This is a genomic window from Mycobacterium sp. UNC410CL29Cvi84, assembly GCF_000686745.1.
In the GTDB taxonomy this organism is placed as follows: domain Bacteria; phylum Actinomycetota; class Actinomycetes; order Mycobacteriales; family Mycobacteriaceae; genus Mycobacterium; species Mycobacterium mucogenicum_B.
On record NZ_JMLM01000007.1, the window covers coordinates 257,700 to 270,661 of the forward strand.

The following is a 12,962-nucleotide window of genomic DNA, read 5'->3' on the forward strand; positions in this document are numbered from 1 at the left end:
CTCACAGTTCGCTCAACACCTCATCGGTGTCGGCGCCCAACAACGGTGCCGGACCCGCGACCCGGCCGGGCGTGCGGGAGAACCACGTCGGCACACCCGGAAAGCGCACCGGGCCGTGCGGCGTGTCCACCGTTTCGAACAGGCCCACGGCATTGAGGTGGGGGTCGTCGAACAGGGCGTCGGGGGTGTTCAGCGGTGCAGCCGGAATCTCCAACGTACGGAACAGCGCCAGCCATTCGTCGGTGGTCCGTTCCTTCATGGTCTCGGCCACCAGCCCGTAGACGATGTCGATGTTGCGGGCGCGTTGTTCCAACGTGGCGTAATGGTCGCCGGCCCATGGCGGTTGCACGGCGTCGATGAATGCCTTCCAATGCCGGTCGTTGTAGATCAGCGCGGCGATCTCACCGTCGCTCGTGCGATAGGGGCGGCGGTTGGGTGCCACGGTGCGCGGGTAGACGGCAGGACCCAGGGGAGGGTCGAACATGGCGCCGTTGGCATGTTCGACCAGCATGAAGGAGGCCATGGTCTCGAACATCGCGACCTCGACCTCCTGCCCCTCCCCGGTGCGCTCCCGGTGGAACAGCGCCATGGTGGTGGCGTAGAGCGCGGTCAACCCGGCGATCTTGTCCGCCATGATGGTGCCGACGTAGTCGGCCTGTCCGGTGAGCTGTGCCTGGACGGCGGGCAGCCCGCATTCGGCCTGAATGGTGTCGTCGTAGGCGGGACGGTCGCGATCAGGTCCGCGGCGTCCATAGCCGTAGCAGTTCGTATAGACGATGCGGGGATTGAGCGCGGCCACATCGTCGTAGCCGAAACCCAGCCGGGCGATCGCCTTGGCCCGCATCGAATGGATGAACACATCGGCCGTCTCGCACAGGGCCCGCAGCGCCGTTCTGCCGGTGTCGGTGCGCAGATCCAGCACCACGCTGCGCTTGCCGCGGTTGACGTTGACGAACACCCCGCTCATGCCGGGGGCCGGCCCCACCGAGATGAACCGGGTGTCATCCCCCTGCGGCGGTTCGATTTTGACGACGTCGGCGCCCATGTCGGCCATGATCTGCGTGCAGTAGGGCCCCATGACCATGGCGGTGAGGTCGACGACGCGTACTCCTGCCAGCGGCCCGCTAGCCATGAGCGGCCATCGCGAAGCTGTAGCGGATGTGATCGCCGTGTCCGTCGGGGACGACGGGGAAGTTGACCGGATCGCCGGCATCGCGGATCGCGGTCGACTGCGCGGCCACGTCCTCGATGGTCCACAACGGCCGGTACACCCCGGGTGTTTCGGTGACAACGACACGCGCCACCCGGCCGGCCAACGCGACGAAGATTTCGCCGGTGACCGAACAGGATTCGTGGGCCAGCCAGCCGACGACAGGTGCGACGAGGTCGGGTGACATCGGCGGATAGGCCGAGGTGTCGATGCCCTCGGCCATGCGGGTGACAGCCGCCGGGACCACGACGTTGCAGGTGACTCCCGCCGAAGCGCCTTCGAGGGCAACGACATTCGACAGCCCGATGACGCCGGCTTTTGCCGCCGCATAGTTCGCCACCTGGTGGTTGCCGTACAGCCCGCCGATCGACGACGTCAGTACGATGCGACCGTAGCCCGCGTCGCACATCACCGGAAATGCCGCTCGCACAACATGAAAGGCGCCGCGCAGGTGCACGTCGAGGACCGCGTCGAAATCGTCGGACGTCATCTCCCGCAGCGGAGCCCGCCGGACGTTGCCGGCGTTGTGGATCAGGACGTCGACCCGTCCGTAGTGACCCAGCGCGCTATCGATGATCGCCTGACCGCCGTCCGGCGTGGACACCGACTCGGTGCAGCCGATGGCCTGGCCACCGGCGGCGACGATCTCCTGTACGACGTCCTGGGCCGGGCCTGCGTCGACCCCGGTGCCGGACAGGGCACCGCCGGAATCATTGACCACCACACGCGCGCCGCGAGATGCCAGTAACCGGGCGTATGCGCGCCCGAGTCCCCGGCCCGCACCGGTGACGATCGCGACGCGACCCTCGAATCTCGAGTCGGGCATCTAGTCTCCCAACTCCAGGCCGTCGAGGTCGCCGGCGTCGCGCCAGGCCTTCAGCAGGTCGTCGAAGGCGTAGAAGCCGGGCGTGTACACCTCGCCCAGGAAGGATCGGGTGGCGGCGCCGAACCCGCGGCCCTCGTTGTTGTAATAGCCAGGCGTGCAACTGTTGTCGAAGGCCGAGTTGTCGAAGGCGAGTTCGCGGATGGTGGCCACCCACGCGTCCTGGCCGGCCTGGCTGGGCTCCACGGTCGCGGCGCCGCGCTTGATGGCCTCGGCGATGATGTAGGCGATGTGCTCGGCCTGCTGCTCGAACATGGCGGTGGTGTTGGCCGACACACCGCCCTGGATGAAGCCGGTGTGGAACTGGTTGGGAAAGCCGCGGCTCGTCATCCCGTGGAGCGTCTGGTAGCTGTCACGCCAGTGGTCGAACAGAGACACGCCGCCGCGGCCCTCGATCGTCTCCATCGCGTAGCGGCGGCTGATCTCGGTGGAGATCTCGAAGCCACTGGCGAAGATCACGCAATCCACCTCGTACTCAACGCCATTGGCGACGATTCCGGCCGGGGTGAGTCGCTCCACGCCCTGCGACGCCGAGACGTCGACCAGCGTGACGTTGGCCCGATTGAAACTCGGCAGGTACTCGTCGCTGGACGTCGGCCGCTTGCACATGAATCGGTAGTACGGCTTGAGCGCCTCCGCGGTGCCGGGGTCGTCCACGACATCGGCGATGCGGCGGCGCAGCCGCTCCATGATCTTGTAGTCCTCTTCCTCGCGCATCGCCATGATCTGTTCGACGCCGAGGGCGGTGGGGTCGGGGCTCGCCGCGATGCGGGCCGTGAGATTGCGGCCCAGCTCGGTCCAGAAATCGCAGACCTGGTCCGGAGCATCGAACACCACGCCTTCGAAGGGTGACCACCGGTGGAAGTTCCGCTTGCGTTCGGCCTGCCAGCCGGGCTGCAGCGACTGTGCCCACGCCGGATCGGTGGGTTGATTGCCGCGGAAGTCCACCGACGACGGCGTGCGCTGAAAGACATAGAGGTGCCGGGCATCCCGGGCGAGGTGCGGGACCAGCTGCACTCCCGTCGCGCCTGTGCCGACCAGGGCGACGCGCTTGTCGGCGAGCTTGTCGAGCCCACCGCTCGCGTCTCCGCCGGTGTACTGGTAATCCCAACGCGCGGAATGAAAGACGTGCCCGCGAAAGTCTTTGATCCCGGGGATGCCCGGCAGTTTCGGCCGGTTGTACGAGCCCTGCGTCATGACCACGAAACGGGCCCGGATGTCGTCGCCGCGATTGGTCGACAGCCGCCACCGCTTGATGTCCTCATCCCAGCGCACGGTGCGCACCTGGGTCGAGAAGAGGGCACCGTCGTAGAGCCCGAAGTGCTTGCCGATGTGCTGGCAGTGCGCGAGGATTTCGGCGCCGTCGGCGAACTTCTTCGACGGCATGAAGCCCAGCTCTTCGAGCAACGGAATGTAGCAGTAGGCGTCGTTGTCGCACTGGATTCCGGGGAAGCGGTTCCAGTACCACACCCCGCCGAAGTCGCCGCCGGCCTCGATGACGTGGATGTCCTCGACGCCGGCTTTGGTCAGGTAGGCGCCCGCCAGCAGCCCGGCGATCCCGCCGCCCAGGATCGCCACCTCGAGGTCCGCATCGATCGGGGCGCGCGGCGTGACCGGCGTGTGCGGATCGACGTCCGCGAAATCCGCGAAATCGTCTTTGACTTCCAGGTATTGAGCCGAGCCCTCCGGTCGCACCCGCTTCGCGCGCTCGTACGCGTACTTCTCGCGCATCGCGTCGATGTCCACGTCGTCGGGCGTCTGGGTGGGCCCACAGGTGTCGAACAACGTCATCGCAACTCCTGCGGTTCGCCGGTGCCCATGTACTTCGACAGCTGGTGGTGCAGATTCACGGTGCTGCGCTCTCGGTAGGGATTGGGCTTGGTGCCCGGGAAGCCGGCGGATTTCATGCCCTGCTGCACCGCGGCCATGTTCGAGAAGTCCTGCGGCAGCACCGACAGCCAGTTCGGGCTGTCCTTCGGGGTGTACTCCCACTGCGTCTGCGGCTCTTCGCCTTTCGGGTACAGCTCGAACACCGCGACCTCGAATATGCACTTGTTCGGGTCATAGCCCGGATCCGGCCGCGCGGTGTAGCACAGCGCGCTGGTCAGGCCCTGGCCGATCTGGAAATTCGGGAAGATCTGCCATGCCGTGCCGCTCTGGCCCAGGACATCGGCGGGGATGGTCGGCCAGATGACGCCGCGCGCCGCGTCATCGCGGCGCGCCGAGGACAGCCAGTGCTCGAGCACCTTGTCCGCCGGGGTGTCCTCCGGCAGTTCGTCGACCAGCCGCTTGGCGGCCTCCACCAGCGTCTGCGTGGTGGTCGCGTTGGTCTCTTCCATTGTGTAGACCTGCATTTCGGCGGTCGAGACGCGGGGGTCGCCGATGCCCAGCCGGATCTTGGACTTGGTCTCGTCCATGCCCTTGGGGGCGTCGTAGCCGATGTTGCTGTGCCGGCCCTGCGCTTTGGCCCAGCCCTTGAACTCGCCGAACCGGTTGAATTCCGGATGAGTGGTGAACACGTGGTAGGTCTCGTTGAAGGCCTCCATCGCGACTTTCCAATTGCAGTCGAAGTTCAGCCATTTGCGCCACTTGTAGCGCATGTTGTCCAGCCGGAACGGGTCGAGGATCTTCGCGGCGGGAAAGAGGTAGTCCGCCAACGGTTCACAGTCGCTGTCCATGTTGATGAACAGCCAGCCGCCCCACGTGTCGACGCGCACTGGCGCCAGGTGCGTGTTCTCCGGGGTCAGCGCCCCCTGCCAGTCATCCTGCTCGCGAATGTGGGTACAGGCACCGTCGAGCCCGTAGGTCCAGCCGTGGAATCCGCACACGAAGCTCTTGTGGCTGCGCCCGCAGGCGTTCTTCGCACCCGCCGGGGTGTCGATCAGCCGGCGCCCGCGATGCACACAGACGTTGTGGTGGGCGGCGAACTCATCGGGTCCTGTCCGCACCACGATGATCGAGTCGTCGAGGATGTCGTAGGTCAGGTAGCTGCCGACCTCCGGCAGCTCCTCGACGCGTCCCACCTGCTGCCAGACCTTGCGCCACAGCCGATCCCGTTCGGCACGCGCGTACTCGGGGCTGACATAGGCTTCGACGCCGATCGTGGTCGGCTGTGACAGTTCCTCCATCACATCTCCTTGATCGTCGCGCGGAAGGTCTCGTCTTTGAGGAACAGCGAGGTGTGGTCCGCGCCGAGGTGGCTCCACTTGAGGTTCAGGCCGCCGTCGACCAGCAGTGTCTGTCCCGTGACGTAACTCGACAGGTCCGACAGCAGGAAAAGGATTGCGCCCGCCTGTTCTTCGGGTGTGCCGCGGCGTCCCATGGCAATGGCCGCGCGATCGCGTTCCGGGTCGTCATCGACGTAGGTGGCCGAGGCGACGGTCTGCGTGACGCCGGGAGCGACGGCGTTGACGCGGATGCCGTCGGCCGCGAGCTCCACGGCCATGGTCCGGGTCATCGCGACGATGGCGGCCTTGGCTGTGCCGTAGGCGATGTGAAACGGCGCGGTGTTCATGCCGCTGACCGAGGACACGGAGACGATCGACCCGGGACGGCGTGCCGCGCGTAGTTCCCGGCTGACTGCCTGGCTCATGAAGAACGCCGTCTCCAGGTTGCGGCTGAAGAGCTCCCGCCAATCGGCGCGGCTCACCCGCGTCGAGGGCATCCAGGTGTCGGGATCGGCGCCGCCGGCGACGTTCACGAGGCCGTGCAGTGCACCGTCGGTGCGTCGTACCGCGTCGGTGATCGCCGCGATGCCGTCGTCGGTCGACGCGTCCGCGGCGACGGGGACAACGGCGAGGCCTGCGGTGGCCAGCGGGGCGACGTGCGCGTCGAGGTTCTCCCGTGAGCGACTGACGGCGACGACCGTGGCTCCGGCTTCCGCGGCCATCCGGGTCACGGCGGTGCCGATGCCTCCGCCGCCGGCGCCGGAGACGACGACCACGCGGCCGTCCAACCTCAAGAGTTCTGTGGCCGACATGCTAATTGTCCGGACAACATAGCGTGTTCTGCATATTGGAGAACACTATTCCGCAGCGAGAATTGGCTAGTCAAGAGGTTCGGCGGGAACCAATCGCCCTATTGTCTGGACTACTGTCGCTTGATACCGTCGCCCGGCATGAGCCGCTACATCGCGACCGAACCGAGCGTTGCGCAGGGCTGGCGTCTGGAGCGGGTGACCGCGTCGAGTCGGCTGTTCGGCGCGAACGGACTACGCACCGGTCCGGACGGGCGCATCTATGTCGCGCAGGTGACAGGCAGCCAGATCAGCGCGCTCGATCCGGTTACCGGAGCGCTGGAGACGGTGGCCGCCAAAGGTGGCGACATCATCGCGCCCGACGACGTCGCGTTCGACGGGGCCGGGAACCTGTACGCCACCGAGGTGATGGACGGTCGTGTGAGCGTGCTCGAACCGGCCGGCCGGACCCGCGTGCTGCGGGACGACCTGCCCAGTGCCAACGGCATCACCGTGCATCAGGATCGTTTGTTCGTCAACGAATGCCGTGACGGCGGACGGCTGCTGGAACTCGACCGCGCCGGGGGAGTGTCGCGAATCCTGCTGGACGACCTGCCGTCACCGAACGCGATGGAAGTCGGTCCCGACGGCATGCTGTACTTCCCGCTGCTGAGCGCCAATGAGATCTGGCGGATCGACCCGGATGGTGGTGAGCCGCAGCGGGTTGCGGCGAGCCTCGGGGTGCCCGACGCCGTCAAGTTCGACGCAGACGGCTTCCTCGTCTCCACTCAGGTGGCGACCGGCCAGGTACTCCGCATCGATCCGCGCAGCGGTGAGCAGCAGGTGCTGGCGCAGTTGTCGCCGGGCCTGGACAACCTGACGTTCGTCGGAAGGCGTTTGTTCGCATCGAATTTCACCGGTGAGATCACCGAGATCCTTGCTGACGGCTCGACTCGGGCTCTACTGCCGGGTGGGTTGAACTGGCCGCTGGACCTCGCGGTAGCCGCCGACGGGCAGCTGTATGTCGCCGATGGCACGTACTTCTATGCCGTCGGCGCCGATGGCACGTTGAACACGGTGGGGATGCTGTTCTCGCCGGGCTATCCCGGGTTCATGAGGGGCCTGGCACCGTGTGGCGCAGGGGAGTTCGTGGTCACGACCTCTGGCGGTCAGGTCAGCAGGTATGCGCCCGACCGCGCCGAAACCGAGGTCCTGGCAGAGGGTTTCGACCAGCTCTACGGCGTTGCGGTCGATGGCGCCACCGTCGTCGTCGCCGAACTCGGCACCGGCCGGGTGCTGGCGCTGCGCAACGGCTCGGTGGAGGTGCTGGCTACCGGGCTGCTCGACCCGGTGGGTGTGGCGTTCGCGCCCGACGGCGGCGTGCTGGTCGCGGAGTCCGCGGCGGGCCGGGTGCTGAAGCTGGGCGGCTCGTCCCTCGACGTCGTGGCCGACGGACTCAGTGCTCCGCAGGGCATCGCTGTCGCCGGAGGTCTCCTGTACCTCGTCGACGCGGGCGCCAAGGAGGTGGTCGTGATCGACCTGAACGACCTGTCGTGCAACACCATTGCCACGAACTTGCCCATCGGTGCGCCACCCGGTGTCGTGCCGAAACCGCTCAAGGGGTTGCCACCGTTCTCCGGGCCCCAGGGCCCGTTCGCGGGCATCGCCGTCGGGCCCGACGGCACGCTCTACGTTTCGGCAGACGGCGATGGCAGTGTGCTGGCCCTGTCTCGGGAGCTCTCATGACCGCCGCCACCACCGAACACCGCTATCTGCAGGTGGCCCGCACCCTGCGGAAGGAGATCGTCGACGGGATCTATCCCGTGGGCTCGCAGCTGCCGACCGAACACGAACTCTGTGAGCGATTCGCGGTGTCCCGCTACACCGTTCGGGAAGCACTGCGACGACTCCGCGATGACAACCTGGTCGAGTCGAAGCCACGCGCCGGAACGTTGGTGGTGCCCAGGTCGGTGGCGAACACCTACGCACAGGACGTGATGTCGATCGACGATCTGCTGGCCTTCGCCGAAGGCGCCCAGTTCGAGATCGTGTCCACCACCATGGTCACCATCGACCCCGGCCTCGAGAACAGGACCGGGCTGGTCGCCGGTTCCCAGTGGTTGGCGGTGGACGGCTTTCGCCGTGGTGATGATGCGCCCATCTGCCGGACCGAGTACTACATCAACCGGGAGTTCGCGGCCGTGGGCCGGTTACTGCACCGGCACTCGGGACCGATCTTCCCGCTGATCGAGGATCTGTTCGGGGTGAGTATCGCCGAAGTGCACCAGGAGATTTCGGCGGTGGTCGTGACGCCGGAGCCGGCGGCGCAGCTCAAGGTGGAGGCCGGGACCGCGGCGCTGCAGATGCGGCGTACCTACCGGACGTCGGACGGCGACGTCGCCCAGGTCACCGTCAACACGCATCCCGCGGCGCGGTACCGGCATTCGATGACGATGCGGCGGGTCAAGAGCTGAGGCGGTGATGCGCACGATCATCGATGGTCTCCGCACACTCGCGGACGACAACCGGACCGTCCTGGTCGACGGCGCGCACCGCGTCGCCGGCACGGCGTTGCACGACGAGGCCCTCGGGCTTGCCGCTTACCTTGCCGAACGCCTGCCGCGCGGCAGTGTGGTGTCGTTCATGCTGCCGAATTGGTCGGAGGCTGCCGTCGTCTACCTCGGCGCGCTGCTGGCCGGGATGGTGGTGAACCCGATCCTGCCGTCGCTGCGCGACCGTGAGCTGGCATTCATCCTCGCCGATGCGAACTGCCGGATGATCTTCATCCCCAAAGAGTTTCGCGGCCACGACTATATCGCGATGCTCTCGCGAGTGACGGCGGACATGGATGCGCCACCGGAGATCGTCGTGGTGGGCGACGGTGCACTGCCGGCGGGGGCACCACGGGAGTTCCCGGCGGTCGTGCCCGAGGACCCTGCGCTGCTGCTCTATACCTCGGGCACCAGCGGGCGAGCCAAAGGCGTGCTGCACAGCCACGATTCGATCGGCGCACTGATCGGGCAACTCCGTGACCACTGGCTCATCGAGCCCGGTGACGCGTTCCTGGTCCCCTCGCCGGTCGCCCACATCGGCGGCTCCATCTACGCGTTCGAATGCCCGTTGTTGCTGGGCACCACCGCGGTGCTCATGGAACGTTGGGACGCCGACGCGGCAGTCGCGCTGATGACCGCGCAGCGCTGCACGCACATCGCCGGCGCGACACCGTTCCTCGAACAGATTCTGGCGGCGGCCGAGCGCGCCGGCACCCGGCTGCCCGATCTGAAGGTCTTCATCTGCGGCGGCGCCTCGGTACCGCCGTCGTTGATCCGCAGAGCCACTGCGTATTTCGCGCGCGCCAAAGTCAGCCGCGTCTACGGGTCCACCGAGGTTCCGGTCACCACCGTCGGCGCGCTGGATGATCCCGATGCCGCCGCGGACACCGACGGCCGTGCCGGGATCGCCGACATCAGACTCGTCGACGGCGAAATCCGGGTGCGGGGTCCCCAGATGCTTCTCGGTTATCGGCACGCCGAGGATGAATTCCGTGATGCCGAAGGGTATTTCCGGACCGGCGACCTCGGCCGGTGGGACAGTGACTGCCTGGTGGTGACGGGTCGGGCGAAAGACATCATCGTCCGCAACGGGGAGAACATCGCGCCCAAGGAAGTCGAGGACATCCTGGTCGGCCACCCGGGCATCGCGGAGGTCGCCGTCGTCGGGTTGCCGGACGAGCGGACGGGGGAGCGCGCGTGCGCGGTGATCGTGCCGGCCGCCGGTTCGGGCCCGGGGATCGCCGATCTGCGAACGTTCCTCACGGCCAAGGGGATTGCCCGATTCAAGATCCCTGAGCAGGTCGAGACGTGGGAGACGTTGCCGAAGAACGATGCGGGCAAGGTACTCAAGCACCAGATCAGAGCGAGGCTGACATGCAGGTAGCGATAGTCACAGGCGCCAGCAGCGGGATCGGATTCGGGTGCGCGACAACGCTCGCTGCGGCCGGCATCGCCGTCCTCGGCACCGGCCGGGACGAGGACCGCCTGGCGGACCTGCAGCGGGCCGACCCGGAGCGCATCGCCACCGTCGCGGTGAACCTCACCGACAACGACGCGCCGTCCCGCATCGTCGAGGCCGCACTGAACCGATGGGGACGCATCGACTTCCTGGTGAACAACGCCGGCGTCGGCAGCCCGAAACCGTTACACGAGACCGACGATGATGCGCTGGACTATGCGCTCGGCCTGATGCTGCGCGCGCCCTTCCGCCTGGCCCGTGAGGTCATCCCGCACCTGGCTCCCGGATCGGCGATCATCAACGTCACATCGACCTTCGCGGTTGTCGGCGGGTTGCGCGGCGGTGCGTACTCGGCGGCCAAGGGCGGGCTGACCGCGCTGACCACACACATCGCATGCCAGTACGGCGCGCAGGGCATCCGGTGCAACGCGGTGGCGCCGGGGGTGACGGTGACGCCGATGGTCGCCCACCGGCTGGAAGACGACCGGTTCCGCAAGATCAATGTCGAGATGACGCCGCACCAGCGGCTCGGCCGGGTCGAGGACATCGCCGGCACTGTGGCCTTTCTCTGTTCGGAGGCAGGCAGTTTCATCAACGGCCAGACCATCGTCGTCGACGGCGGGTGGAGCGCCACCAAGTACCTGTCGGACCGTGCACTGGACTCGGAGTGGGTCGCGCGGTGAACATGTTCGCGCTGCTGGATTCTGCTGCCACCCGATTCGGTGACCGCGGCGCGGTGTATCGCGGACAGTCGCAGCTGTACACCTGGAAGGAGCTGCGGGAGCGTGCGTTACGCCTGGCCGCCGGTCTCGGCCCGCCCGGTGCGCGGATCGCGATCGCCAGCGAGAACCGTCCCGAGATCGTCGAGCTGCTGTTCGCGATTTGGGCCGCGCAGTGTGTGGCGGTCCCCATCAACTACAAACTGCACGCGCGCGAGATGGCGCAAATCCTCGACGACAGCGGCGCATCGCTGGTCTTCGCGTCGCCGGCCATTGCGGCCCGCCTCGAGTGGCCATCGGAAGTCATTGGTGCCGAGGGCTATTCGCGCCGCCTGGCCGCACCGCCCAGCGCGCCACCGGACACCGACCCGGCAGCACTGGCCTGGCTGTTCTACACCAGCGGCACGACAGGACGCTCGAAAGGCGCGATGCTGTCGCATCGCAACCTGATGGCCATGACGCTCGCCCACCTGGCCGACCTCGACGACCCCGACGAGAACTGCAGCCTGCTGCACGGGGCCCCGATGTCGCACGGATCCGGGCTGTACATACCGCCCTACGTGCTGCGCGGCGCGCGCCAGGTCATCCCCGAGTCCGGCGCGTTCGACCCGGACGAGTTCCTCGACCTCTGCGACCACCACCCCGGCAGCAGTGCGTTTCTCGCTCCGACCATGGTGGCACGTCTCGTCGGCACCGGCCGCGCCCAGCCGCGCAATCTGCGGACCGTCATCTACGGGGGCGGCCCGATGTACCTCGACGGTCTGAAGAAGGCGACGGCCGCGTTCGGCCCGGTGTTCGCGCAGTTGTACGGGCAGGGGGAGGCGCCGATGACGATCACCGGGCTTCGCCGCACCGACCACGAATCCGGTGACGACGCGGTCCTCGGCTCGGTCGGTTACGCCCGTTCCGGTGTCGAGGTGGCTGTGCTGCGGCCGGACGGCAGCCGCGCCGGTATCGGTGAGATCGGTGAAATCGTCTGTCGCGGTGACGTTGTCATGGCCGGCTACTGGCACAACCCCGCGGCCACCGCCGACGCGTTGCGGGGTGGCTGGCTGTACACCGGGGACATGGGTTCGTTCGACGATCGCGGGTACCTGACGCTGCGCGACCGGTCGAAGGACGTCGTGATCAGTGGCGGCAGCAACATCTATCCGCGGGAGGTCGAGGAAGTGCTGCTGGAGCACCCCGATGTCGCCGAGGCCGCGGTGGTCGGTGCGCCCGATGCCGAGTGGGGTGAGATCGTCGTCGCGTTCATCGTCGGCGCCGCACCGGCCGACGAGCTGGATGCCCACCTGCTCGACCGCATCGCGCGCTTCAAGCGGCCGAAGCGCTACGTGTACCTCGACGAGATGCCCAAGAACAGCTACGGCAAGGTGCTCAAACGTGAACTACGGACGCGGCTGACAGCCGGTGGCGCGTCAGACTGAGCGTCCGGCGTCAAGACTCTGCACCGGTTTGGTGCGGTTGTCGACGGCCGCCCAGTGCTCGTCGGCGACCCAGTGCCGAGCGAAGGCGTCGACAGCGTCGGCAGGCGGCAGTCCGCGGACGACGCGCTTGATGTCGCGCACGGGCGCAGCTGTCAGTGCCTGGGCCACCTGGCGCCAGCCGTCTTCGAAGCGTGACCGTTCGAAGACCCTGTCCACCAAGCCGATTCGCTCGGCATCGCCGGCCGTCAGGATTTCGCCGGTGCCCGCGAGCAGCAGCGCCCGGCCGGTGCCCACCAGGGCGGCGAGCCGTTCGGCGCCGCCCCACGCCGGCATGATCTGCAATGTCACCTGGTTGAAGCCGATCTTGATGTCGTCGGCCGCCAGCCGGATGTCGGCAGCGGTGGCGAACTCCGCACCCCCGCCGAGCGCATGACCGTTGAGGGCAGCGATCACCGGGCCGGGAAAATTCACCAGCCGGTCGCAGATCGCGCGCATCCGCCACGCCATCTCGGCGGCGCCGTCGTGCGTCGTGATGGCGGCCAGCTCTTTGAGGTCACCGCCCGAGACGAAGGCGCGCTCACCGGCGCCCTTGACCACCAGCACCCGGGCCTCGGCGACGGTGTCCAGCGCGGCATTCAGCTGGTCCATCGTGTCCAGTGAAATGGCGTTGCGGGCGTGCGGCCGGTCGATGGTCAGCACCGCCAACCCGCCGTCGAACTCCACGTTCACGGCACTGTCGCTTCGCTCGCCCTGCATG

At 67.4% G+C, this 12,962-nt stretch carries 11 protein-coding genes; 5 read left to right on the forward strand and 6 right to left on the reverse strand.

Features of this window, described 5'->3' with window-relative positions; translation table 11 throughout:
* Position 1 precedes the first annotated feature (1 nt).
* The 5 genes from BR47_RS0111900 to BR47_RS0111920 are packed head-to-tail and all read right to left on the reverse strand — an operon-like array spanning position 2 to position 6,072.
* The gene (locus tag BR47_RS0111900; RefSeq protein ID WP_036427118.1) at positions 2 to 1,132 is read right to left on the reverse strand and encodes a CaiB/BaiF CoA transferase family protein; all 1,131 of its coding nucleotides are present in this window, start codon (positions 1,130 to 1,132) and stop codon (positions 2 to 4) included.
* Positions 1,125 to 2,036 (reverse strand): SDR family NAD(P)-dependent oxidoreductase, encoded by a 912-nt coding sequence (locus BR47_RS0111905; protein WP_029119654.1) that lies wholly within the window; start codon positions 2,034 to 2,036, stop codon positions 1,125 to 1,127. Before BR47_RS0111905 ends, BR47_RS0111900 begins: the two co-directional genes overlap by 8 nt.
* The gene (locus BR47_RS0111910) at positions 2,037 to 3,884 is read right to left on the reverse strand and encodes a flavin-containing monooxygenase (protein ID WP_029119655.1); all 1,848 of its coding nucleotides are present in this window, start codon (positions 3,882 to 3,884) and stop codon (positions 2,037 to 2,039) included.
* Positions 3,881 to 5,221 (reverse strand): aromatic ring-hydroxylating oxygenase subunit alpha, encoded by a 1,341-nt coding sequence (locus tag BR47_RS0111915; protein ID WP_029119656.1) that lies wholly within the window; start codon positions 5,219 to 5,221, stop codon positions 3,881 to 3,883. The genes BR47_RS0111910 and BR47_RS0111915 overlap by 4 nt, the downstream gene beginning before the upstream one ends.
* A complete protein-coding gene (locus BR47_RS0111920) occupies positions 5,221 to 6,072 on the reverse strand; it encodes an SDR family NAD(P)-dependent oxidoreductase (protein WP_029119657.1) in 852 nt (283 codons plus the stop codon). Before BR47_RS0111920 ends, BR47_RS0111915 begins: the two co-directional genes overlap by 1 nt.
* A gap of 138 nt (positions 6,073 to 6,210) precedes the next feature.
* Here BR47_RS0111920 and BR47_RS0111925 point away from each other — a divergent pair, with 138 nt between their 5' ends.
* The 5 genes from BR47_RS0111925 to BR47_RS0111945 are packed head-to-tail and all read left to right on the forward strand — an operon-like array spanning position 6,211 to position 12,205.
* The gene (locus BR47_RS0111925; RefSeq protein WP_029119658.1) at positions 6,211 to 7,794 is read left to right on the forward strand and encodes an SMP-30/gluconolactonase/LRE family protein; all 1,584 of its coding nucleotides are present in this window, start codon (positions 6,211 to 6,213) and stop codon (positions 7,792 to 7,794) included.
* A complete protein-coding gene (locus BR47_RS0111930) occupies positions 7,791 to 8,522 on the forward strand; it encodes a GntR family transcriptional regulator (protein ID WP_029119659.1) in 732 nt (243 codons plus the stop codon). The genes BR47_RS0111925 and BR47_RS0111930 overlap by 4 nt, the downstream gene beginning before the upstream one ends.
* 7 nt (positions 8,523 to 8,529) lie before the next feature.
* A complete protein-coding gene (locus BR47_RS0111935; protein WP_029119660.1) occupies positions 8,530 to 9,984 on the forward strand; it encodes an AMP-binding protein in 1,455 nt (484 codons plus the stop codon).
* Positions 9,975 to 10,742, forward strand: a complete 768-nt coding sequence (locus BR47_RS0111940) for an SDR family NAD(P)-dependent oxidoreductase (protein ID WP_029119661.1) — start codon at positions 9,975 to 9,977, stop codon at positions 10,740 to 10,742. Before BR47_RS0111935 ends, BR47_RS0111940 begins: the two co-directional genes overlap by 10 nt.
* Positions 10,739 to 12,205 (forward strand): AMP-binding protein, encoded by a 1,467-nt coding sequence (locus tag BR47_RS0111945; RefSeq protein WP_036427172.1) that lies wholly within the window; start codon positions 10,739 to 10,741, stop codon positions 12,203 to 12,205. The genes BR47_RS0111940 and BR47_RS0111945 overlap by 4 nt, the downstream gene beginning before the upstream one ends.
* Here the strand turns inward: BR47_RS0111945 and BR47_RS0111950 are convergent.
* Positions 12,197 to 12,961 (reverse strand): enoyl-CoA hydratase/isomerase family protein, encoded by a 765-nt coding sequence (locus BR47_RS0111950; protein WP_029119663.1) that lies wholly within the window; start codon positions 12,959 to 12,961, stop codon positions 12,197 to 12,199. The genes BR47_RS0111945 and BR47_RS0111950 overlap by 9 nt on opposite strands.
* Position 12,962: the final 1 nt, after the last annotated feature.

Bases quoted from the DNA above. Each gene is read 5' to 3' on its own strand.
- BR47_RS0111900 (WP_036427118.1), bottom strand. From the start codon at position 1,132: ATGGCTAGCGGGCCGCTGGCAGGAGTACGCGTCGTCGACCTCACCGCC.
- BR47_RS0111905 (WP_029119654.1), bottom strand. From the start codon at position 2,036: ATGCCCGACTCGAGATTCGAGGGTCGCGTCGCGATCGTCACCGGTGCG.
- BR47_RS0111910 (WP_029119655.1), bottom strand. From the start codon at position 3,884: ATGACGTTGTTCGACACCTGTGGGCCCACCCAGACGCCCGACGACGTG.
- BR47_RS0111915 (WP_029119656.1), bottom strand. From the start codon at position 5,221: ATGGAGGAACTGTCACAGCCGACCACGATCGGCGTCGAAGCCTATGTC.
- BR47_RS0111920 (WP_029119657.1), bottom strand. From the start codon at position 6,072: ATGTCGGCCACAGAACTCTTGAGGTTGGACGGCCGCGTGGTCGTCGTC.
- BR47_RS0111925 (WP_029119658.1), top strand. From the start codon at position 6,211: ATGAGCCGCTACATCGCGACCGAACCGAGCGTTGCGCAGGGCTGGCGT.
- BR47_RS0111930 (WP_029119659.1), top strand. From the start codon at position 7,791: ATGACCGCCGCCACCACCGAACACCGCTATCTGCAGGTGGCCCGCACC.
- BR47_RS0111935 (WP_029119660.1), top strand. From the start codon at position 8,530: ATGCGCACGATCATCGATGGTCTCCGCACACTCGCGGACGACAACCGG.
- BR47_RS0111940 (WP_029119661.1), top strand. From the start codon at position 9,975: ATGCAGGTAGCGATAGTCACAGGCGCCAGCAGCGGGATCGGATTCGGG.
- BR47_RS0111950 (WP_029119663.1), bottom strand. From the start codon at position 12,961: ATGCAGGGCGAGCGAAGCGACAGTGCCGTGAACGTGGAGTTCGACGGC.